The organism is Thalassobacterium maritimum (assembly GCF_031127805.1).
In the GTDB taxonomy this organism is placed as follows: Bacteria; Verrucomicrobiota; Verrucomicrobiia; order Opitutales; family Coraliomargaritaceae; genus Thalassobacterium; species Thalassobacterium maritimum.
The window spans coordinates 1-1,478 of record NZ_JARXHW010000135.1 but is presented as its reverse complement, the minus strand read 5'-3'; the positions used below and the strand labels follow the sequence as shown (position 1 = coordinate 1,478).

The following is a 1,478-nucleotide window of genomic DNA, read 5'->3' as shown; positions in this document are numbered from 1 at the left end:
GTAACCTCAGAACCGGGGCGGCGATGCCGATATTTCTTTTGTAACCTCGGTTCTCAGAACCGGGGCGGCGATGCCGATATGTCTTTTGTAACCTCGGTTCTCGGAACCGGGGCGATGCCGATCGCCCCCCGACTGTGTCCTGCATAGCCGAAGGCGACGCATGGAAACAAAGTTTCGAGGCTACGCAAAGCCCAAGCTTATAGATCATATATTCTTAGAATCGGTATAAATGAATGCATGATTCGCCGGGAGCGCAAAAACCATAAAACACACAAACCATTCCACTATCGCATAATATACAGAAACTTACAAAACCCTAGCGCGCCTCCCAGATAATTCCCCCCAAAGTGATAGCATGCATTCGTTTTGAAAAACCTCGTTGAATGCACGAATCGCCGGAAACAAAACCTTGCTCTATAACGCCCAATAGATTTAACTTCTGAATCTCAACCTCAATCAATCCCGCACTAGCATTACAACAGGAGCGATCCAAACTAACCACATAAAGTGCAGTTCCCACAAAAACTACACACCACAAACCCTTGTTATCATTCATTGAATGAATGATATAACACTTTAAGTTCGCAGAAAAATAATGAGTAGCTCAGTTTATTACCTCTTAGGCTCATTGCTACAAATTCTAGCAATCATGGCATTCTACGCGGCCTTCACTCAAGGGCAGCGCGAAACACACAATGACCACGAAGAGGTAACAAATAATCAAAAAGAAATTCGAAGTGAAATTGCCGTTCAAGGACGAGCAAACAAAGAGCACTTAGATACTGCAATTGCACAAATTCGAGAAGACCTCGAAAGGAACTTTTCAATTCATGACCCGAAAGCAGCTGGCATTACGGAAGGTAAAGGCTTTTGTTTCATACTGATAGCGAGTATCAAAGATCGAGATATAAAATCGCGCCAATATTTATTCGATTTTGGTGATATCTCAAGAAATCGAGCATCTGCATATCTCGCGGAAGACAATTCACTAATATTTAGAGTTATCGACAATACGTCTGAATCAAGTTCCGTAAGAATCAATCAATCATCCATTCCATTTAATGAGTTTTCAGCATACTCATTTATTTATACTGAGAAGGAAAAGGGATCATTGCTCAGTGTTTTTATGGATGGGAAATTAATCGAAAGCTTCACTACCACAATACCACTTAAGTTGGGAGAGATTCCGAAGGGAAAAGGCAATTTAGCCGCGAATCTGGAAGGCAAAGAAAATTTAGCGATGACCGCAGCTAACTTTTTTACTCTAGCTGCGTCACCAAGTGAAGAACAGCACAAGACAATCACGAATCTATTATTACAAATGTAACCAATGCGAACCAGTCGCTTCTGGACAACGTCGCTAACGCGCCGCGCCAGAGCTCGACGATCTACAGAAATGAAAAGCATTACAGGAGCGCTACTCATTGTCGCATCATCGATTTTCTATTTAGCGAGAATCAATGCCCAGCCAATAAATT

Annotated in this window: 1 protein-coding gene; it reads left to right on the top strand. The window is 42.4% G+C overall.

Going from position 1 to position 1,478, the window contains the following annotated elements:
- Window positions 1-595 precede the first annotated feature (595 nt).
- Complete coding sequence (locus QEH52_RS19595; protein ID WP_308952651.1) at window positions 596-1,327, top strand: hypothetical protein; 732 nt, start codon at window positions 596-598, stop codon at window positions 1,325-1,327.
- The last annotated feature ends 151 nt before the right edge of the window (window positions 1,328-1,478 follow it).

What these genes read in the sequence shown, in the direction of transcription:
- QEH52_RS19595 (WP_308952651.1), top strand. Translation starts at nt 596, where the DNA reads ATGAGTAGCTCAGTTTATTACCTCTTAGGCTCATTGCTACAAATTCTA.